This window comes from Chryseobacterium viscerum, from assembly GCF_002899945.2.
Taxonomy (GTDB): Bacteria; Bacteroidota; Bacteroidia; order Flavobacteriales; family Weeksellaceae; genus Chryseobacterium; species Chryseobacterium viscerum.
On record NZ_PPEG02000002.1, the window covers coordinates 537,592 to 558,696 of the forward strand.

The 21,105-nt window shown below is 42.2% G+C and carries 19 protein-coding genes; 4 read left to right on the forward strand and 15 right to left on the reverse strand.

Annotated elements, in window-relative coordinates; translation table 11 throughout:
* Window positions 1-10: 10 nt before the first annotated feature.
* The 15 genes from traK to C1634_RS06150 all read right to left on the reverse strand — a co-directional run bounded on the left by traK (window position 11) and on the right by C1634_RS06150 (window position 10,858).
* Window positions 11-634 (reverse strand): conjugative transposon protein TraK, encoded by a 624-nt coding sequence (traK, locus tag C1634_RS06075; protein ID WP_109738043.1) that lies wholly within the window; start codon window positions 632-634, stop codon window positions 11-13.
* A 74-nt stretch (window positions 635-708) separates the two neighbouring features.
* On the reverse strand, window positions 709-1,701 hold the full coding sequence (gene traJ / locus C1634_RS06080; RefSeq protein WP_109738044.1) for a conjugative transposon protein TraJ: 993 nt from the start codon (window positions 1,699-1,701) through the stop codon (window positions 709-711).
* A gap of 36 nt (window positions 1,702-1,737) precedes the next feature.
* A complete protein-coding gene (locus tag C1634_RS06085; RefSeq protein WP_103231310.1) occupies window positions 1,738-2,367 on the reverse strand; it encodes a DUF4141 domain-containing protein in 630 nt (209 codons plus the stop codon).
* A gap of 57 nt (window positions 2,368-2,424) precedes the next feature.
* Window positions 2,425-4,923 (reverse strand): TraG family conjugative transposon ATPase, encoded by a 2,499-nt coding sequence (locus tag C1634_RS06090; protein WP_103231309.1) that lies wholly within the window; start codon window positions 4,921-4,923, stop codon window positions 2,425-2,427.
* Window positions 4,920-5,252 (reverse strand): DUF4133 domain-containing protein, encoded by a 333-nt coding sequence (locus C1634_RS06095; protein WP_103231308.1) that lies wholly within the window; start codon window positions 5,250-5,252, stop codon window positions 4,920-4,922. Before C1634_RS06095 ends, C1634_RS06090 begins: the two co-directional genes overlap by 4 nt.
* 11 nt (window positions 5,253-5,263) lie before the next feature.
* On the reverse strand, window positions 5,264-5,569 hold the full coding sequence (locus tag C1634_RS06100; protein WP_103231307.1) for a DUF4134 domain-containing protein: 306 nt from the start codon (window positions 5,567-5,569) through the stop codon (window positions 5,264-5,266).
* Window positions 5,570-5,980: 411 nt separating this feature from the next.
* The gene (locus C1634_RS06105; protein ID WP_123921390.1) at window positions 5,981-6,355 is read right to left on the reverse strand and encodes a hypothetical protein; all 375 of its coding nucleotides are present in this window, start codon (window positions 6,353-6,355) and stop codon (window positions 5,981-5,983) included.
* A 244-nt stretch (window positions 6,356-6,599) separates the two neighbouring features.
* Window positions 6,600-6,914, reverse strand: coding sequence for a hypothetical protein (locus tag C1634_RS06110; protein WP_103231305.1), 315 nt, complete (start codon window positions 6,912-6,914; stop codon window positions 6,600-6,602).
* Between the two features lie 107 nt (window positions 6,915-7,021).
* Window positions 7,022-7,660, reverse strand: coding sequence for a hypothetical protein (locus tag C1634_RS06115; RefSeq protein WP_103231304.1), 639 nt, complete (start codon window positions 7,658-7,660; stop codon window positions 7,022-7,024).
* 69 nt (window positions 7,661-7,729) lie between these two features.
* Window positions 7,730-8,206, reverse strand: coding sequence for a hypothetical protein (locus C1634_RS06120; protein ID WP_123921392.1), 477 nt, complete (start codon window positions 8,204-8,206; stop codon window positions 7,730-7,732).
* Between the two features lie 43 nt (window positions 8,207-8,249).
* A complete protein-coding gene (locus C1634_RS06125) occupies window positions 8,250-8,876 on the reverse strand; it encodes a conjugal transfer protein TraD (RefSeq protein ID WP_109738046.1) in 627 nt (208 codons plus the stop codon).
* A gap of 2 nt (window positions 8,877-8,878) precedes the next feature.
* Complete coding sequence (locus tag C1634_RS06130; RefSeq protein ID WP_103231301.1) at window positions 8,879-9,151, reverse strand: DUF3408 domain-containing protein; 273 nt, start codon at window positions 9,149-9,151, stop codon at window positions 8,879-8,881.
* An 11-nt stretch (window positions 9,152-9,162) separates the two neighbouring features.
* The gene (locus C1634_RS06135) at window positions 9,163-9,561 is read right to left on the reverse strand and encodes a DUF3408 domain-containing protein (RefSeq protein ID WP_103231300.1); all 399 of its coding nucleotides are present in this window, start codon (window positions 9,559-9,561) and stop codon (window positions 9,163-9,165) included.
* 5 nt (window positions 9,562-9,566) lie between these two features.
* Window positions 9,567-10,334, reverse strand: coding sequence for a ParA family protein (locus C1634_RS06140; protein ID WP_103231299.1), 768 nt, complete (start codon window positions 10,332-10,334; stop codon window positions 9,567-9,569).
* Window positions 10,335-10,666: 332 nt separating this feature from the next.
* Window positions 10,667-10,858, reverse strand: coding sequence for a hypothetical protein (locus tag C1634_RS06150; RefSeq protein WP_123921394.1), 192 nt, complete (start codon window positions 10,856-10,858; stop codon window positions 10,667-10,669).
* A 301-nt stretch (window positions 10,859-11,159) separates the two neighbouring features.
* Here C1634_RS06150 and mobA point away from each other — a divergent pair, with 301 nt between their 5' ends.
* From mobA to C1634_RS06170, 4 genes are all read left to right on the forward strand, one after another.
* On the forward strand, window positions 11,160-11,597 hold the full coding sequence (gene mobA, locus C1634_RS06155) for a conjugal transfer protein MobA (protein WP_103231296.1): 438 nt from the start codon (window positions 11,160-11,162) through the stop codon (window positions 11,595-11,597).
* Window position 11,598: 1 nt separating this feature from the next.
* The gene (gene mobB / locus C1634_RS06160) at window positions 11,599-12,870 is read left to right on the forward strand and encodes a conjugal transfer protein MobB (protein WP_109738047.1); all 1,272 of its coding nucleotides are present in this window, start codon (window positions 11,599-11,601) and stop codon (window positions 12,868-12,870) included.
* 182 nt (window positions 12,871-13,052) lie between these two features.
* On the forward strand, window positions 13,053-15,047 hold the full coding sequence (gene mobC / locus C1634_RS06165; RefSeq protein WP_103231294.1) for a conjugal transfer protein MobC: 1,995 nt from the start codon (window positions 13,053-13,055) through the stop codon (window positions 15,045-15,047).
* Between the two features lie 66 nt (window positions 15,048-15,113).
* Window positions 15,114-21,032 (forward strand): T9SS type B sorting domain-containing protein, encoded by a 5,919-nt coding sequence (locus C1634_RS06170; RefSeq protein ID WP_103231293.1) that lies wholly within the window; start codon window positions 15,114-15,116, stop codon window positions 21,030-21,032.
* Window positions 21,033-21,105: the final 73 nt, after the last annotated feature.

Consider the following 21,105-nt stretch of genomic DNA (forward strand, 5'->3'; position numbering starts at 1 on the left):
GCTTTTGTTTTTAGCGTTCTGTCACCCGCAGGTCTTTATTTTCCACCACACTGAACTTTTCAATGTTAAATCCCTGGGGATTACTATCCGAGCGAACCGAATTGAGGAGATAGCACGAAGTAACCAGGCTTCGCTCTGTCAAATTGCTTGAACGGATAATGTACTGCCTGGCAAAGGTTTTAACGGCATATGGATAGGTGTCAAAATTGCATTGTACACTATCTACCTCAATACGCTGCTGGATATTGCCGGAAATGATCCGGTTGTAATAGCCTTTCTCCGACAAATCCTTGTAATAATTGAAGGCACTTTTATCGGCAAGATTGAAGGCCCGCTTCATATTACTCTCTATGGCATTTTTATCGGGAGCCAGGGTAAAAAAAAGTTCATGGAAACGGCGCACGTGCTCCCGGGCTTCCACAGGACGGTTGATCGCTGCATCCTGAGAGAGTGCCAGCATCAATGATTTACCATTATCCAGTACATAGATCTTTTGTCTTTGGGCTTCCGCGAAGCGATAGGAATGCCAGATCGCATAGGCTACCACCGAGATACACAGTATCGCAAATACAAGAGCGTAAAGCCTGATCTGCCTAAAACTGTTCTCAATATTTCTGAGGGTTTTAAATTCCATTTTTAAAATTTTTATGATAGGTATTACATGATGAATTCAAATTCTAATGACTGATGAATTCAAATCGTGATTGATTATTTCAGAAGCTGACCGCCAATATTTCCGGCTGCGGCTCCGGCGCCCGCTCCGGCAACATTGGCTGCTTTCTGTGCCGTTTGGGTAACATTACGCATGAAATTGCCGGCGCCACCTGCCTGAATGACCCAGCCTGTCACTGTTGGTATCGTGAAGTAGCCTACAATACCGATGATCATAAAAATCGTGTAGAGCGTACTTGAACCATCGGGAATGAAATTGGGATCTGAAAGACTTTGGATATCTTTTTCCAGCATCAGGGACTGCAGTTTAGCCAGCATCGCACTGAATATATCCGCTACAGGCAGCCATAAATACACACTGACATATCTCGATATCCACTGCGTTAAGGTAGATTGAAAGCCATCCCAAACCGAGATCGCAAAGGCAATAGGCCCCAGAATTGACAGAACAATCAGAAAAAAGGTCCGTATGGTATCAATGACCAAAGCCGCAGCCTGAAACAGAATCTCCAGCAGATCCCGTAACCAGTTTTTTATAGTCTGCTCAAATTCATAGGTCTGCCTTTCCATATACATTCCGGCCATCGTCCCCAGGTCGGATGGCGACCAACCCAGTTCTTCAAGCTTTTTATCAAACTCCTCATCGGAGATCAGATAAGCCTGTTCGGGATTTCTCAGCATGGCTTCACGTTCCAGCTGATCTTTTTGTTTTTGTAATTTATTAAGATCCAACACCTGGTTTTCAAGCATTTGGTGAGTTCCCTTCACCACAGGACTCAGTACCCCATTAATGGTTCCCAATACGATGATAGGAAAAAACATAATGCAGATGCCGATGGCAAAAGGTCGTAGTAGGGGAAACACATCGATGGGTTCCGCGCGGCTTAATGCCTGCCACACTTTCAGGGCGACGTAGAATAAGGCACCGAGGCCGGCAACCCCTTTGGCCACTGCCGCCATAGTGGCGGACAGTGGAAGCATCTCGTCATACAACGAGCGAAGGATCTCATGAAGATTATTAAAGTCCATAGTAATAAAGTTTAAAGAGTTTGTGGGTAAACGGGCTTACCAATATTTCTGATTACCCGTTCCATAGAGCTGGAGCACACGCTGGGCATCGTTTTTCTTCTTAGCTCTCAGATAGCTCACCGAAATATTCTTATTGGTGTAGTAGCGCACGAGCTTGTGGTATTCGCTCACCTCCTTATAGACCTTATCAACAATCTCCATACGTTCCTTATCGTTCAGGGAAAGGCTTGATGTATTGATGATCTGTTTGAGATCTTTGAGCAGATCACCACTTTCATTCAGAAGTTTTGAATAGCCAAAGGCAATTGCGGTAAGCTCCTGCGGTGAGAAATTGGGGTCATTCATCATCTTTCCGAAATTCTTCACATAGAGTTCCGATATATCTCCGACCATAAGGACCGTCTGCTGAACCTTTCGGGCATCTTTCACCAGATTGTTGACCGCTTTGAGCTTGTCGTAATATTCCTTCCCCTGGTCATAGACTCTTTTCACCTCCTGAAAGCTTTTAAGCGTGTTGGATACGGTACTTGAAGTCTGTACGATCTGCTGGGCAGAGTTGACGATACCTTGTGCAAGATTGGTAGGGTCAGTAACGACCCATTGTGCTTTTGCTGGTGAGAAAGCCAGTAACAGGGCAATACTCATCATTACCATGAATTTTTTCATTGTTTTGAATTTTAAATGTTATTTATTCGTTGATTTTTTTTAATTCCCTTTAGAGATTTAAAGGGTTTCTTTTTTGTCTGCAGCGATCCTTTTGATCGCCAGTTCGACATTACCGCCCAGCTCCTGAGCGAGCTGCATCACTTCGAGTTTCTCGGTTTCTTCGGTGGTGTAGGCATAATATTCCTCTAAACTAACCTCTGTAGCGTAGACCGCAGAGTGGGTTCCGCCCAGGCCGATCCATACTTCTTTATAAAACCTGGAAGGATCATTGTTCATATTGATCGAAAGTACCTGGGCTTTTTCCTTGTCAGTCAGTCCCAGCATTGCCTGGATATCATCAAACTTGTTCATGTATTTCCTTTGATCGAGCAGGATCTTGCAGTCGGAATTATTAATGATGCTCTCCTTTACAATCGGCGAGCGAATAATGTCGTCAACCTCCTGTGTCACGACGATCGCTTCACCAAAGAACTTCCTGACGGTCTTAAAAAGATACTTCAGATATTCCGCCATACCTTCCTTCGCAATGGCCTTCCAGGCTTCCTCAATGAGGATCATCTTTCGTGTCCCTTTGAGCCTTCTCATCTTGTTAATGAAGACCTCCATAATGATGATCGTAACCACTGGAAAAAGAATTTTATGCTCCTTGATCGCGTCAATTTCAAAGACTATAAACCTCTTGTTTAACAGGTCCAGCTGCTTCTCGGAATTGAGCAGGTAATCATATTCCCCCCCTTTGTAATAGGGTTCCAATACATTGAGAAAGTTGGCGATATCAAAATCTTTTTCCCGAACCTGCTTTTCTTCCAGGATCTTGCGGTAATCTCCTTTTACATATTCATAGAACCCATTGAAAGAGGGATAGGTGTCATTCTGTTTGATCCTTTCGATATAACCGCTCACTGCGTTGGAAAGGGCAACTTCTTCAGCGCGGGTGGGCGGTTCGTCATCACGTTTCCATAAGGTCAGGATTAAAGTTTTGATACTTTCTCTTTTTTCAATATCGAATACGCCGTCATCGGTATAGAAAGGATTAAAGGCAATCGGATTGTCTTCGGTATAGGTAAAATAAACCCCGTCTTCCCCTTTGGTTTTTCCTTTGATCAGCTCACAGAGTCCCTGATAGGAATTTCCCGTATCTACGAGCAATACATGGGCTCCCTGCTCATAATACTGTCTGACCATGTGATTGGTGAAAAAGGATTTCCCGCTCCCTGATGGTCCCAGAATAAATTTATTCCGGTTGGTAATAATCCCTTTTTTCATCGGCAGATCGGAAATATCCAAATGGATAGGATTTCCGGTGAGCCTGTCTGCCATCTTGATCCCGAAGGGTGAGAGTGAATTTTGATAATTGGTCTCTTCTGTGAAAAAGCATAAAGCAGGTTCGATGAACGTGTAAAAACTCTCTTCACTTGGAAAATCACCCGCATTGCCGGGAATCCCTGCCCAAAACAATGTCGCAACATCCGTCGTATTATGACGGGGCTTGCATTCCATCAGCGCCAATGCACTCCCGGTATCATTCTTCAGCTGCTTGAGCTCCACAGGATCATCCGACCATGCCATCACATTGAAGTGCGCTCTTATGGAAGACAGACCAAAAGAATGGGCTTCATTCAAATATTGCTCGATCCATTCTTTATTGATCTGGTTTGATCGGCTGTACCTTCCAAGAGAATGCATATTCCGGGCAGATTTTTCAAACTTTCTCAGGTTATCCTCACTGTTATCCAGGAATAAATACTGATTGTAGATATGATTGCAGTTTAAGAGCAATCCCACCGGAGCGGCAAACGATAAACGGCAGTCACTGCGGTCGGTGGATAATTTTTCATATCGGAGATCCGTAGATACCGTTCCGGGAAGATCATCGGTATCAGACAGGGTATGAAGGCACAGTCTGTTATTCCCGATACGCATCTCCTCAGCACCCAAAGCGATATCCTGTAATGAGGTTCCTACCTGTCTTGACAGGGTGAAATACTGTTCCAATAAGCCCTGCTTATCTTTTGTTCCGATAATATCTTCTTCACTCAGCCTTTCCAGTTTTATGAGTCCTGAATCGTTGACAATCCTTTCAAACTGGCTGACCGATTCCATAAGCCGGGAGATGTTTTCTTTATCCCGAATTTCCTTTGGAACCAATATTCCTTTGCAGAGGGATGAAAAATTACTCTGCATCCGCATTCTTTCTTTCGAGGTCTTGGTGATAAACACATAACAGTAGTGGTTCAAAAACGGTCGCTCATTGAAATGCTGCTGGTAGGATTTTGCTAAAAAGCTCAGTCCTTCCTTGGTAATATCCGGTGCGTAGTTTTCCTTGATGTACCAATCCTGTTTGTGAATCACCGTATAATCCGGAAGTGTTTTGACCGCTTTATGCCAGGCAGAATGAATGGCTTCATACTCGGGAGCTGCCACCGTGAAAAGTTCCGGGAGATGAACCCTGAAACAGGCCGTAATATCAGCCTCTTTGGAAATGATGCAGTGATTTTCTACTGCCAACAGAGGAAACTTACTTTCCAACGTGCTGGTCTTACTCATATTTCTCATAGGGCAGGGTTTTTAAAGGTTGATTTCAGATAGCGATGAACCCTTTTACGGCAGATGATGTACCTGGGATGGCTTTTTACGGCACCGCCTTTCATGAGCCCATGTTCACCGTATTTTTTGTTCAGCTTGAAAGTCTGCCACACGATCAGTGTAGCTCCACTACCTCCAATGAACAGGCAGATGTAGGAATGAACGCCGGCCATATAAAGAATCATCACCAGAATGAGGATTCCCAGCAGCCCGCCTGCGAATATGAAGAGGTACTGTGCCTTAAGACCCTTAAATTCTACACTGCGCCCAATGCCTTTATTGATATTATAGCTATTCATAAGGCAAGGGGTTATAGGAAGAATGAACGAAGGATGGTCGCTGCTACGATCAAAAAGATACAGGCACCAAACCAACTGGCTGCCGTCTTGCTGGTATCGGGATCACCGCTGCTGAATTTGTTATACACCTTGACCCCGCCGATCAGTCCTACGACAGCTCCAATCGCATAGATCAGCTTCGTCGCAGGATCAAAATAAGAGGTCACCATCTGAGTCGCTTCATTGATCCCGGCGTTACCATTTCCCTGAGCAAACACCCCCGAAACTGACAGCAATACCATCCCCATCAGCAGGAGCTTTTTTCTTTGTTTTTCCATAATTAAAACACATTAATTGATTAGTGATTTCCTGCTTTATGCAGGCTTGGAAACAAATGTATCGGGGCAATAGAGCCGGATTTACGGATTGGCGCTCAGTGGAATTGTTTGGCGCTCAGTGGCGTTGGGATTCTGTTTTTTGGACATAAAAAAAGCGTCAGATCTATACAGATTTGACGCTTGGATAGTGAGGAATTTGAAGTTAAAATATTGGGGTTTTTTAGAAAAATCAGTCCCCTATATTCTCCTTCCTTTGCTTTTTTTGAGCTTTAGGAGGCACCGGTTTTATCTCCGTTTTTTTCTTTTTCTACCGCTTATAGAAACCCTCTTACAATGAAAAACATTCATTAAATCAAGAGTGAAAATTAGGGAAACCGGGAATTCATTCTCGGTTTTTTTAGCTGAGTTCTCCTAAAGTAATTTTTCATCTTCAGAATACAGTTCCCGCTCTTTTTCCGTTAACTCATCCCATCGAAGTCCGTAAGGCGCTCCACCATTTGTATACCCGACAATGAATGCAAAATGTTCATCCTGGTCCCATATAAGTCCCTTACTTTTTGCCAATGCTGATTCTTTGTTTTGCTTTTTCTGTGCAATATTTACTTCCACTGAACGTTTGACGGCAGCTTCATATTCCTCTGGAATGACGATTCCTAACATCCGTAACTCTGTGATCGAACACAGAAGATCAGTATGGTAACGTCTCGCATAAGCCCGCACCAGGTGCTTGCCGGTATAAGTAGGAAGCCACTGCTTTGCCGATTGTAATCTTCTTTCGCGCGGCACTGTACGTTTGGGCTGTTTATTATTGCCTTTTTTCTTTCTTTTCTTAGCCATATCAGATATTGTATTGACCTATAGATATAGGATCATTTTAGTTAAAATTTCATGTACTCCGGCTTATACAAAGATCCAAATTTTATCATTACTCTGCTCAGAACATGAATACCGGATAATGAAGTACAAGGATCAGCCATAAAAAACGCCAAACTTTTTTGTGTTTGACGCTCCATTATTTTAGGCTTTCTTTTTACATTTTTCGTCTTCTGCTTTTTTGCGGTTTGATACTTTCCGGCTTTATTGCGGGCTTTTCCTGACGGGCTTTCACCACCCAGTCAATATAGGTTTTTGCATCTTCTGTGTTGTGCGGAAATGATTTTCTCCGACCGGACAGCTTACTGTCATCAAGGCCGATAATAAATCCGTAATTGGGAAACTGGTCTGTCCGGTAAACAATAATGAGATTATCAGCGTCTTTTCCAACAACGTTGTCTTTATGGCTGGCGATTGTATATCCGTTATATTCCTCGAATATATAATCCGGGTGATCATTTGAATTAATCATGCTGTATCTGTTAAATAATTATCTGTTTGGATTTTCTTTATCTTTTTACGTTTTCAAAAGAGAAGGTTCCGGGTTCTTCAAAGGTGAAATGAACCTTGTTTTACAACTCAAAGCTTGCGACCTTTTCGTAGCTGCTTATTTTCTGTTTCCTTTTGTTGTATTGCAGTTTCACCGGAAACCGGTCCTGCATATTGATTTTTTTTCAATCCTGCTTCTTCTAACAGCTTTTGAGGAATATTGGTATTCATAATGATTTTCCCTCCCGTTAATTCCGAAATTATATCTTCTTTAAGAGATTTTTTAATCATATCAGGTCCTTTCGGATGCTGTAGCAATATTCCTATAGGCTGTGTAAACTCCCACACTTCAAATGACTTACCAGCAATGCCTACAACAATACCTCTTTCGATTGCCTTTTCAAGTTTCTTTTGGAACTTTTGAATTTCCTTGTCCTGCAGGTATTTCACAAGCAGCTTATCGACGTATCTTCCAAGATCCATTTTCAATTCGTGCGGCTCACTACCTAAGCCGGATTTCTCCGATGGCAGTGAATGACAATACTTCTCAGCAGCAATAATAAGTTTATCCCCCTTTTCATCTGCAGCCTTACAGACAGTGGGACCACCACGTCCCCGATTGGAAGCAGTACCCGCTTTTACGCCCTCTATATACACATTGGCTGAGAATGCCTTGGTCTCTTCACTTAGCTGCTCGCTGAAGTGAATGTTTTTAAGTTCTATTTTCATAGGTAGATTTTAATTACAATTAAATAAGACTCTTTTTACACAAACTTATCTGCTCTTTATCTTGTCAGTTTACAGTTTTCTTCCTTTAGATTTTTTTGGGGTTACAGTTACCGGGTTATTCCATTTCTTCCTGTTATCCTGACGGAGTTTTTCCCACTTTTCTTCAATCAGCTTAACTGCATCTTGTCTCGATGGAATGTCATCCGGCGACTTAATATGTAACTCCAAAGAAGTTCTTAACGCTCCATCGTAGCATTCATACATGGAAATACTCATTGCATCAACCCGCAAACTTTTTTGGGCATCTTCTCCTACCTTAAATGTAGCTTGGGTGTAGGGATTATCAGGAGATGTGGCGGCTACTGCCGAACTTGCAAAAATTGGAAATATGGGCTCTGTATTGTTGAAATTTGCGTTATGCAGATAAGAGGCAATACCTGTCTTAAAATCACTTCCGGTTCCTCCATATTTGATGTTAAAGTACTCATATCCCTTTTCTTTCATTTTTTCGGCGAGTTCCTCAGCCGCTGTTAATAATTCTTTCATGGTAAACATTTTTGAACACGTTTAAAAAAAGGAAGATATCCTTTCAGACAAACTCCCTGATATCAAAATCATCGAGTGTATGATCCCGCATAATGGAAGAGCCGGAATCAGTCCCTGAAGAGGAAAGGCTTCGATCCAATAGCTCGGCTATTTTTCTTGAACCTCCTTCCATGGAGTTTTCCAATAGGCTGAAGAGTTCGGTTCCCTGTATTCTGTGAACGATGGTTACCGCTTGTTTTTGTAAAGAAGGCTCAGGCATTTTTTGCGCAAGCACCATCCCCACGGTACCAAGTTCTTCAAAGGTGACCCCTGTAGCAAAACCGTCTCCATCATCGGAAACTCCATAGCTGTTCCATTCTTCTTCCTCCTGCTGTAGATCAGGTGTTTCTCCAAAAACTTCATCCGGCTCTTCCTGCGGAATTTGGCTGTCGAGATCTTTCTTTTCGATCTCATGGTCAAAATTATCGGATTCCTCTTCCTGTTTTTTATCTTGGCGCTCAGTGGCACCATTTGGCGTCGAAAGGCGCTTTACCTGTTTGGGAATACCCATGACATCAGGCAACCTGATCTTAGGTTTTTCTTTGTTTGTCACCGGTTTTTTAATGACGATCTTATCCTGTACCAGTAGAACGATGACTAGCAGCAGACATGTTAGAATGAGTGTTTCCATCGTTATAAAATAGGTTTATATTTATCCGCAAAGCTTTTGGTAATATCTTCTCCAAAATCCTGAAAATGATAAGCCAATACATTATTCAGATACGCATAAATGGTGATCTTATCTTCACCTATAACCTGAACAATACGGGAGAGCCTTTCATGAAATTCAGGACTGATATACACCGATTTTCCATGACGGGCACTCGTGGACGGATTGACGAAGAAGATCTCTTCATACCGGGTATTACGCAATTCTCCTTTCTTTTTTTGTGATGTCTTTTTCATAATTAAAATATTTAAAAAATGGGTTTGTATTTTTTATTGAAATCATCTGTAATGGCTTTCTCAAACTCTTCAAAATGATATTCGATGATATTATCCAAATAGGCATATAGTGGAATTTTGTCTTCACCAATAACCTGTATAATGCGGGATAAACGCTCGTGATGTTCGCTGCGGATGTATATACTTTTTTCACCCCTGCGTGTCATTGTGTGGCTGCCCAGGAAACGCTCACCGTAACTCGTATCGACTAGTTTTTTCGGTTTCGATTTCTCCTTAATTACCGGCTTCTCTTCGGCAGGTTCTCCCGGAGTTTCTGTTGGGTTGAGACCCCTGGTGTTTTCTGCAATGATAGCCATTACGTGTTCTTCATCAACCTTTGGATTATCATTCCTTTTATTTTCATTTTCCATACGAGTTACAATTTGATCGTTCTTAAAAATTCGTCGATAAACACGTCCAGATGACAGCTTTTCATCAACCTTTCATCAGGAGGCAGTAAAGTAGAACGGAAGATGGTCTTTGCTGCCGCCTCACTTTCCTTACGAAAGCGTTTACTGTCCATAATTTGGACGGTCATTAGATGTAGGCGAAGATCTGTAATGACTTTTTCGTAAGATTCATATAAAGGCGATTTTTCCCTCCGGTCCACCTGGTTCCAGAACAACTGAATCGTTTCAATGGACGTGTTTCCTTGTTTCATCAATACATTGGCCATTACATCGGTAAACCTCAATGTACTTTCCATGACCAAACGATCTGCAGTGATGGGTGAAAAAATATGCTGAATTCCCGCCAACGTGCTGAGTAAGCCCGGCGTATTAACCGTTCCCGGCAGATCAAAAAAAATAATATCAACAGGAATAGCTGAAGATTGTAAAAAGCGGTCAGCTTCTGCCAACGCTTCATCCGCCCTGCATTGAAGTATAGGGTATGCTTTTTTGTTGATCGTAGAGAACTGGCGGTATGCCAATTTTTTAAATGTTTCATTTTGCATGATTGACTGCAGGTCCCTTTCCCGCATCTGTATAAGACTGTGCTGCGGGTAATCACAGTCAAACACAGCGACATTGTAACCCATGCGATAATGTAAGACACTGGCAATAATTGCCGTAAAAGTGCTTTTGCCTACGCCTCCTTTTTGGCTCGCAAAAGCAATAAATAAGGTTTTGTTTTTGTTGTCCATTGTATTCAATTTTTAAGTTAAACTTCTTGTTTGTTATCTTGACGACCTCTCGGATGTCATTCTTAGAAGGCTGATTGTTATCACGGTGGATGAGAATCATTCTGCCACACCATCATGATTACCTGCCTGATGATTTTCATGCTTCTTTACCTCGCTTCCGGCTATCAGTTTTTCAATCAATCAATCAATCAATCAATCAATCAATCAATCAATCAATCAATCATGCGTTCATTTTTGCGATCCTTCCGACAAGCTGTATTTTACATCTTCAAGACAGGCTGCCTGCTTGCCGTCCTGCCTGAATACGAAACAATTGAATAGTATTCACACGCTCAGGCATTCCAATCTCCCGGATCAAAATCCTTCAGGTCCTCAGGCATTTCCAAACTCATGATGTCTTTCAGAATGGCTGTCCGGAATGGGCTCTTGTGAGAAGAGCCACCTGCCTGATTGCTATCACAAAGAAATTCAGATCGGTACCATCTTTTAGGAACATGGCGCTCATTGGCACTCATTGGCTTCATTTGGCGCTCATTTCAGTAGTGATCCTTCCATTTCTCTGCCCGAACTTTGTCAAAAGATTTCAAAATGGATGATGGGTATAAGTGCATGAATAGATCAGGGACTATAGTGAACAGCTTGAAGCTGTTTTCCCTGCTATCTATAATCCGTTCCTCAGAACGGGTTTTTGTGTTCACCGGAACACGGCAAGTTGTGTTCTGAGCTGCTGGAAATCAGTTCCGCAGCTCAAAACCTTGCCCTTGCAGGGGGCTGAAAACTCCCTCCGAAGTCGAGAGTTTGTAAAAATTTAATAATGGATTTATTATGGAAGAAAATAATCATCACAGACCCAAAAAAGGAGGAAGGAATCCTAAAAAAGATCCCGCCATATTTCGGTATTCAATCAGTTTGAATGCTGAAGAAAATGCCAGGTTCCTTTCTCTTTTTGAGCAGTCGGAAATGAAAGTAATGGCACATTTTATAACGGCCTGCCTTTTTCAGAGAACCATTAAAACGGTAAAAATTGATAAGGCATCCACAGATTATTATATGCGGCTCACCACCTTATATGGTCAGTTTCGTGCCATCGGGGTCAATTATAATCAGATCGTAAAGCTTCTTTACCGCAATTTTTCCGAAAAGAAAGCAGCAGCTTATCTCTACAAACTGGAAAAACAGACCGCAGAAATGGCTAATTTAATCCAAGAAATGATGCATTTGACCCGGGAATTTGAAGAAAAACATCTGAAAAAAGACCCGTAATATGATCGCAAAAATTGGCAGAGGAGAGAATTTATTGGGGGCACTTGCTTATAATCAGCTGAAAGTAGACAAAGAAAACGGACAGATTTTGTTTACTCAAAAGATAGCTGAAACAGTAAATGGGCAGTATACTACAGCACAATTGGCTCGTTCTTTTGAACCTTACCTCATTGCCAATAACAAAACAGAGAAGCCAGTTCTGCATATTTCACTCAATCCTGATCCCAAAGATAAGGTGAGTGATGACCAGTTTGTATCCATAGCTCAGGACTATATGGAGCAAATGGGGTACGGGAATCAGCCTTTTGTAGTATTTAAACATACCGATATTGACAGAACCCATATTCATATTGTATCCGTTTGCGTGGATGAAGAAGGCAAAAAAATATCGGATACTTTTGAAAAAAGACGCTCGATGAAGCTCTGCCGTGAGCTGGAAGAAAAGCATGGATTGATACCCGCTACAGAGCAAAGCCCATCACAGGATGACCGGATTTTTAAGCCTATAGATTATAAAAAAGGGGATATCAAAAGTCAGATCGCCTCAGTGGTCCGGCATCTGCCTAACTATTACAGGTTTCAAAGTATGGGTGAATACAACGCGCTCTTATCCCTTTTCAATATTACTGCTGAAGAGGTTAAAGGAGAGCTGCATGGAATACAGAAACAAGGACTCATTTACTCTGCCCAGAATGAAAATGGAGAAAAAGCAGGCAATCCCTTCAAAGCATCATTATTTGGTAAAAGCGCAGGATATATGATGTTGCAGGAACATTTTCTTAAATCTAAGGAATCTCTAAAAAAAGAACCGGTAAAGGCACTCCTGAAAAATACCATTGAGGCTACCCTGCACACGGCAGCTGATGAAATCAGTTTCAAAAAACAATTACAGCAGCAGGGGATCAATACAGTCGTACGGCGTAATGATACGGGGCGGGTTTATGGGGTCACCTTTATCGATCACAACTCTAAAACGGTATGGAATGGATCGCGCTTAGGAAAAGAACTTTCCGCTAATGTTTTTAATGAATGGTGGAGCCATGATCAAAAACCGGAGATCAAAACGACAGCATCGGAAAAATCAACTCAACCTAAAGATGCAAATCCGGAAGAAAAATTACATACTCTGTTTGATTTTCTTGATAAAAATGAGCCTGACTTTATAGAAGGTCTTGGAGGATTATTACCGGAAGTTCAGGGAGAGGATTATGAGGACCTGGCTTTTGAAAACCAAATGAAGAAGAAAAAACGAAAACCCGGACGCCAAAGCTAGATTCTCATAAAAAACAATGAGCATTTTAATTTTACATAGATAAGGAATCAAATCCTGAACGTGACCATCGGTTACACTTCACAGCGCCATCGGCAGCCACTAAGCGCCAACGGGTGCCAGCTCACAATAATTCTTTCATAGCTCCTCTACATTCCCGCTTCTAACATTTAAAATCTAAAAAAATGCAAGGAGAAGACGATTTAAGAGGGCTTGCCAAGATTATGGCATTTATGAGAGCTGTGAGTATCCTGTTGGTACTGATACACCTTTATTGGTTTTGCTACGGATTTTTTCTCGGGCGCAGCTGGACACTGGAAGTTATTAATAAGATACTCGGTAATTTCCAGAAGACAGCAGGTCTGTTTTCGCATACACTCTACACCAAAGTATTTGCAGTACTACTGCTCGCACTGAGCTGTTTGGGAACTAAAGGGGTAAAGAATGAAAAGATCACCTGGAAAAAGATCTACACGGTACTCGCGATTGGTTTTGTGCTGTTTTTTTTCAACACCCCATTGTTAAAACTGCCTCTGGCAGCTTTCTTTTATATTCTGAGTCTGGGTTTGGGGTATATCGCCTTAATGGTGGGTGGGCTCTGGATGAGCCGACTCCTCAAAAACAACCTAATGGATGATGTATTCAATACCGAGAATGAAAGTTTCATGCAGGAAATGAGGCTCATGGTAAATGAATACTCCATTAACCTGCCCACCAAGTTCTGGTACGAGAAAAAGCAGCATGACGGTTGGATCAACATTGTCAATCCATTTCGGGCCACTATCGTACTGGGAACCCCGGGCTCCGGAAAATCCTATGCTATTGTCAACAACTACATCAAACAGCAAATTGAGAAGGGCTTTTCCATGTATATCTATGATTTCAAGTTCGATGATCTTTCCACCATAGCCTATAATCACCTACTGAAACATACTGATAAGTACGCGGTAAAACCAAAATTCTACGTCATCAATTTTGATGATCCCAGAAGAAGTCACCGCTGTAACCCCATAAATCCCGATTTCATGACAGACATATCGGATGCCTATGAGTCCGCATTCACCATCATGTTGAACCTCAATAGGTCGTGGATTCAGAAAAGTGGGGATTTTTTTGTCGAGTCACCAATTATCTTATTGGCAGCCATTATCTGGTTTTTGAAAATCTATGAAAATGGTAAATACTGCACCTTTCCCCATGCCATCGAGCTGCTAAACAAAAAGTATTCGGATGTATTCACCATCCTTACCTCATATCCTGAACTGGAAAATTATATCTCTCCTTTTATGGACGCCTGGCAGGGAGGTGCGCAGGATCAGCTCCAAGGACAGATCGCTTCGGCGAAGATTCCTTTATCAAGAATGATCTCACCTCAATTGTATTGGGTAATGACCGGTGATGACTTTTCATTAGACATTAATAATCCTAAAGAGCCCAAAATCCTTTGTGTCGGTAATAACCCCGACCGTCAGAATATCTATTCAGCAGCCTTGGGGCTATACAATTCGAGAATCGTCAAACTGATCAATAAGAAAGGTAAGTTAAAGAGCTCTGTTATCATAGATGAGCTGCCCACGATTTATTTTAGGGGACTGGACAATCTCATCGCAACCGCCAGAAGCAACAAAGTTGCAGTTACGCTTGGCTTTCAAGATTTTTCGCAATTAATACGTGATTATGGGGATAAAGAAGCTAAGGTAATACAGAATACGGTTGGTAACATTTTCAGTGGACAAGTCGTTGGGGAAACAGCCAAAAGTCTTTCGGAACGTTTTGGGAAGGTACTGCAGAAACGCCAAAGTTTGAGTATCAACAGAAATGATAAATCGACTTCTATTTCTACCCAATTGGACAGCCTGATTCCAGCCTCTAAAATATCAACACTTACCCAGGGAATATTTGTTGGAGCAGTATCCGACAATTTCGAGGAACGTATCGATCAGAAGATTTTCCACGCCGAGATTGTCGTAGACAATGAAAAGGTAGCCCAGGAAACCAAAGCCTATCAAAAGATTCCACAGATCGCATCATTTGAAGACGAAAATGGGGAAGACAACATGAAGCAGGAAATTGAGGCGAACTATCGCCAGATCAAAACCGATATCGTAAAAATTGTAACCGATGAACTGGAACGGATCGGAAATGATCCAGACCTCCAACACCTACTTACCCAGGAATAAAAAGACTTTTTAATCACAAAAACAAATTCACATTTCATTTTTTCACCATTATTAACTTTCAATCTTATGTTACTTCAATGTATCACTGACAAGCAATTGTCGCCAGCAGGTATTTGCATGAAAATACCTGCTTTTATTTGTATTCTCCTGCTATCTTCTTTCGCTACGAAAGGCGCAGATCTCTACTGGATCGGAGGCAGCGGCAGGTGGAGTGATATTAATCACTGGTCCCTGAGTTCTGGGAATTCAGGGGGTCAGCTATCCCCAAGTATTCCCCAGGCAGGAGATAACGTGATCTTTGATCATAATTCAGGTTTTACAGCAAATAGTAAAACCGTCTCCATCAATCAGGAATCCTCATGCCATCATTTTTCCATTACAGGAGCTATCCAAGCTCCGGTATTTGAAGGAACGATCCTCCATATCTATGGAACTGCCGATTTTCAAACCGGGACTATTATAAATAGTACTATTTATTTCAGATCCCGTGACACCGACTCGGTGAGTTTTAATTCAGAGGTAAGAGGTTCTGCAGCGATATATTTTATAGGAAGCGGCTTATATCAAATTAGTGGAACCCTGAACAGTACCGGAAAAATGTATTTTTTACAGGGATCACTCAATTTTGGTTCCAGCAGGATTACAACGGGCTTTTTTGATCAAACCGGTTGCTGCGGCTCTGTACCATCGGCTGTGGTAGAACCGCGGTCTTTAGATTTAGGATCGTCCATTGTTACCCTCACCGAAAGAAATTCACAACTCAGCGGATCGCCATCATGGAATTATACCGGAACCACACTCATCGGAGGTACTTCTCAAATTAACCTAACCAAAGGAGCTGATGACGGATACGGCGTTTCTTTTATAGGAAAGAATGGACATATCTATCATAATGTCAGCTTTACCAGTAGAGCAAATCCGATCAATCCATCTGCCTATGGATGGTACTCCGTCGCAGAAGGGAATTGTACCTTTAATAATCTGACCTTTGCAAGTTCAGGATTTATTTCCTCTAACTGCACGATAGATACCCTGAACCTCGCCAGGTCAAAGACCTATTTTGTGTATGGAGCTCAAAATATCAGTGTTATTAATAATCCGACACAGGATTGTGAGGAATTATGGACGTTAAGCGGTTACGGAGGTAAACAAGCCGTTATAAAAAGTAATCGCCCACTGAACTTGCGCAATGTCAGGCTCAATTACCTTAAAGCTGTAGGTACAGGGTTATTTTCTATCGATAACGGAATTGATGGCGGACAGAATTCAGGTTGGGTTTTTACAAATACCCCTAAAGATTTCTATTGGATCGGTGGTGGTGGGAACTGGAATGATCCCGCCCATTGGACTGTTAATGCCGATGGAACTCCTTCTGGAGGATGTCTGCCGAGCCGTAATGATAATGTATTTTTCACCCGATTTTCGGGAGAAATTTCTTCGGCAGATCCCGTGATCGTTAATTCCCCTGATGCTGAGTGTAAAAATATTTCCTGGAACGACGTGCCGGGAAATCCTGTCTTTACAACCGCAGCTCCAAAAGATATGCTCAGTATTTTCGGTTCAAGCACATGGCAGAAAGGAATGGTCTACCAAATTGCCACAACCCGATATATGAGCCCCGATACAGAAAATACCCTTACCTCAAATGGAATAACTATTTACGGGAATACTGAGTTCTCAACTGGCGGTGGGTGGATCTTGAATGATGCTTTTTCAAGCCCTGAAAACGATATACTCTTTAGAAACGGGCATCTCAATACCAATAACCAAGCGGTAACGGTGAGAAATTTCGGCTCTGCGACTTCGGGACTCGGAGTTCGTACCTTAACTCTGGGAAGTTCACTTATCACGGTTAATGGCAATTGGTCGTATATCAACTATGGCGGATCAGCGATCCATCTGAATGCAGGTACCAGCCGGATCAATTTAACCTCAGACAACGCATATTTTTATTATCATTCAGGACTCACGTACCACAATCTGGCATTTACTGCCGGGGGCAGTGCCAATTTATCTTCATTACTATACAGTACAACAACTCCCTGCACCTTCAATAGCGTAACCTTTGCAGGCAGTGCTTTTATTAATGCAGGGGGTAATCCTACACCTATTGCAACAACAAATCTCCATTTATCTGCTTCAAAGAAATATGTGTTGGGAACGAATATGGAAGTGAAGATCGGTAATTTAACTATTGACGGTCCTGTTTGCAGCGGTATGACGGATATCAGCTCTTATTCAGGGCTCACAAAAGCCAGGCTGAATTTAGTGAGTCCCGCTACTATTACGGGTGCCAGACTCAACGGTATCCATGCCACCGGTTCTACCTTGACTGTTACAGGGGGGATAGACGGTGGCAATAATCAAAATGTTGTAATTAGCCCGGCCACATCACGAAATTTCTACTGGATCGGAGGAAGCGGAAATTGGAGTGATCCCAAACACTGGACAGAAACTTCTAATGGAAGTGCTGATCCGGCGAACACCTGTCTACCGGGAGCGATGGATAACGTATTCTTTAACCGCTACTCCGGTACAGACTATATCCTAAGTTTTGATGTTCCCGCCAATTGTAATACCATGACCTGGGAAGAAGTACCGGGAAGTAAGCCGGTACTCAAAGGTCTTCAGGCAAATCCCTTAAACATCAATGGCTCACTGGTATTACAAACCGGGATGGATTATGATGTAGAGCGCACCAACTTTGTAGGCAATACGTCAGGGAATACCATCACCACTCACGGCGTGACGATGGATTATTCCGCAGCGAATGTTTCAGGAAAAGGCGTATTTTTTAATAGTGCTTCCGGTACCTGGTCATTGTCCGATACTTTTAACGTCAAAAATTTTGGAGTACTCAGCGGTACTTTTGACACCAATAATCAAACGGTCAATGCTGATAACTACTTCTCTATTTCAGGGAGCGCAGCGTCTGTCCTTAATTTGGGCTCATCGGCAATTAACATCGCAGGATATTGGGATGGCGCAGGTATTTCAAAATTGAATGCCGGGACTAGTATCATCAATATGATGGGTACCATGCCGGATTCCAATTCCTCGGGAGGCGGAGTGAATAACAATGAGTTTAGGTCCAAGCCCGGGCTTGTGTATAACGATCTTTATTTTCTAAATAAAGCATTACCGGGAAAGATCATTGGATATGATGCTACGAGCGGAAATACCTTTAATACCGTAAGTTTTGCCGGAGAATCAAGCATTAATGGTTCAAATCAATTTAATATTCTGACATTAGGAACAGGTAAAAACAGCCGCCTGATGCCGGGTTCCACCCAAACGGTTAACCGGCTGATCGCAAGTTCATCTTGCCGATTTTGGAATCTTGATAATAACTGTATTTCTGAAAGCTCTTCCTGTAATTCAACTCCAAAAGCCATCATTAAAACTCTTTCGAACTTATCACTCAATAACGTTAGGATGAGCGGTATTGCAGTAATCGGTGGGGCGAGTTACACGGCGACAGGCATTGATTTAGGAAATAATTCGGGATGGATTTTTTCTCAGCCAAAGGCGAAGGATTTATATTGGATCGGTGGCAGCGGCTCCTGGAATGATCCGAGTCATTGGACGACTCATTCAGATGGAACCCCATCGGAAGGAGGCTGTCTGCCGACCCGCTTTGATAATGTTTTCTTTAATGAGTATTCGGGTGAAAGTCCTGTAATCAATATTCCCCAATTAGCAGACTTCCATGATATGACCTGGAATAAGGTGCCGGGTAAACCTACCATTGGAGGAGCATTATCCTGTTATGGATCAATGACTTTGCAGTCTTCTTTATCGCATGTTGGAGGCGTTCAATTTCTATCCTCAGAGCCAGGAAGCACCATTACAACAAATGGGGCTATTGTTGCCACAAACTTTGATATGAATTTTTCGGGTACCGGCAGCTATACTTTCTTAGATGACTTTACGACCCATACCAGGATTAATTTCACGAGTGGAATACTCAATACCAATGGGAAAACCGTTAAAGCCTTATCTTTTAATGGCGGAAACAGAGGTGATAGACAATCACTCATATTGGGCGGCTCAAAAATCTATTTGACAGGTGAAGGCTGGTTGTACACCGGTGCCCATTTAGATGCGGGAACAAGCAACATTGAGTTAACACAGTCTGCCAACGAGTTTAAAGGAAAAGATGGTGATCTGTACCATACTATCACTTTTAATGCCGGTGATAATCATAATAACGTTTTGTATGGAGGTATTTTGGTTGATAGTCTTATATTTTCTTCTAAAAATTCTACTTACCAAGTCGAAGCCGGTAAAACCATAACGGTCAATAATTTATTAAAAATAAGCGGCACTAACTGTTCTACCGTTCAGATACAATCGACAGATGCCGGAAAACAAGCCAGCCTTTGTGTAAAAGGGGGTAACACCACTTTTAATTTCATCTCCATAAAAGATATTAACGCATCCTGCCTTCCTTTTACGATCCTTCCACAGAGTACCAATGCCGGGAATACCACTAATATTACCTTTCAGCTAAGTCCGGGAACAGGAATTGGTGCTTTAGGACCGGATATAAAAATTTGTGCCGGCAGTCTGCCGATCATGCTAGATGCCGGTGCGTTGATGCCCAATGACAATTCGGATATTCAGTGGATGAATCTAACCACCGGTGAGATCTTGGGGAGCGGGATCAGGCAGACGATCACTGCCGGAGGGACTTATCGCATTAAAGTGGTCTACGGTTCCAACTGCGAAGTAACAGATGATATCGTGATTACCATAGATCCTGTCACCAATCTTGCTGCCCAAATCAAAATCACCCAGCCCACCTGCACTGTTGCCAGTGGGGCAATTAATATAACGCCAACGAAAGGGATACTGTATAGTGTCAATGGAAGCCCATATTCAGAAACTTTGTATTACCATCTTGTAAGCGGTAAACATACAATCACTGCAAAAAACGCTTCGGGATGCCTAAGTGATACTGTCATTGTTACAATAGATCCACAACCATTACCTCCCACAGCAAGCATTAGCTATGGAATGGGTGAATTTCAGGCAATAGGAAAAGTGGATGTTGTACAAAGCGGTCAAGCCGGAGGAAGTTTTTCTTCCTTTCCTGCAGGTTTGATAATTGATCCCAAAACAGGAAGTATAGATCTGGCAAGTTCTACTCCCAATCAGTCTTATTCAATTACCTACACTTTTTCTCATGGAGGTTGCACAGGCAGTACCACTGCTTCAATAAGAATAAACCTTTCGCCGGTTACCATTGCTTATCCTTTTCAAGATTATTGTGCGGTCGGCAGCGTAAAAGTTCATCAAACAGGCCTTACAACCGGTAAGTACACCGCGAGTCCATCGGGACTAAAAATCAATGAACTGACCGGTACTATTGATTTGTTAGGAAGTCTTCCCGGAATGTATGAGGTAATTTACACCTATAACGATGGTTCTCTACGAAAAACAGCAGTTACGACCATTATGGTCAATGCACTCCCCACCATTACCATAACAAGTGACCTTGGAACAGAGATTTTAAAAGGACAAACGCTCACCTTAACTGCTTCGGGTGGTACGAGCTACGCATGGATTGGTACAGATATTCAGAGCGGACAGAATACGACATCAATAAAAGTCAGTCCAAAAGAGACAGCCACGTATAAAGCCATTGCCACCAATTTGGGCGGATGTACTGCTGTTACAGAAATTACCATTATAGTCAAAGAAGATATGAGTTTAATCCCAAATAATGTGATTACCCCCAATGGTGACGGAAAAAATGATACCTGGATCATCAAAAACATAGAAGCTTATCCCAATAACAGGGTATATATTTATGACAGAGCGGGACGATTACTGTATAGCAAAGCCGGGTATTCCAATGACTGGGATGGAACTTTACATGGAAAGCTTCTGAGTGAAGATGCCTATATCTATGTTATAGAGCCCGGAAATGGGAAGCACTTCATTAGGGGAACGGTTTCTATTATTTGGGATCATCAATAAAATATCAGATCCTACAAAATTATTCAACAAAAGAATCAAGACCCTCAAACCCAAACATCCTCAAAATCAATAT